Source organism: Mycobacterium arosiense ATCC BAA-1401 = DSM 45069 (assembly GCF_002086125.1).
Classification (GTDB): domain Bacteria; phylum Actinomycetota; class Actinomycetes; order Mycobacteriales; family Mycobacteriaceae; genus Mycobacterium; species Mycobacterium arosiense.
Map to the genome: position 1 here is coordinate 1 of NZ_MVHG01000224.1, position 705 is coordinate 705.

1 pseudogene is annotated in these 705 nt (G+C 62.4%); it reads right to left on the reverse strand.

What is annotated here, in order from left to right:
- Positions 1-147 precede the first annotated feature (147 nt).
- Positions 148-520, reverse strand: a pseudogene (locus tag BST14_RS28195) (transposase); the annotation flags it as partial.
- Between the last annotated feature and the right edge of the window lie 185 nt (positions 521-705).

The following is a 705-nucleotide window of genomic DNA, read 5'->3' on the forward strand; positions in this document are numbered from 1 at the left end:
GGACGACGACCAACTCCGCCAGATCGCCGACGAACTCAACGACCGCCCACGATTGTGCCTCAAAGACAACACACCGAACGAGCTTCTGCAACGATGGGAACGTCGATACCAACTTCACTGATTCGCAACGATGACCGGAATCCGCCCCGGATCGACCGGGCGCGATTGCCAGGCGGCGATCTCCTCGACAACCACGTCGGTGACCCGCGAAATCGTGGCCGCCGAAACCGTGGCGCCATAGACCTCGCCGAGGTGCTCGGTGATATCGCGCGTGGACATGCCCCGGGCATACAGCGACAAGATCATGTCCTCGACCTGGCCCAGGCGGCGTTTGCGCTTGGGCACGATCACCGGGCTGCCCATAGCCCAGGTGATCAGCGATTTCGACGTCCAAAGCGCGTTCGAGCACCGCCTTGGTCATTTGCGCCAGCAACCCATCGGGGCCATCAATCGGGGTACCGGACGCTTCGGCGTCGGCCAATAAGGCATCGACCGCCGCCGCCGGCAACAACTCAGCCAGCTTGGCGGCAGCATCATCTCTGGGCGAATCCGATTGCGGCAATGGAACTCTCGTGTCCGGTGGTCAGCCACCACCATTCAGGCCGAACCCCTCATACAGTCAATAAGATGTCGGCGGCGCCTGAAAACTGACCCCGGCGCGGCATCCGAATTTTGACCCCCTGGTCCGGTGGCCTGGCTCTAGTC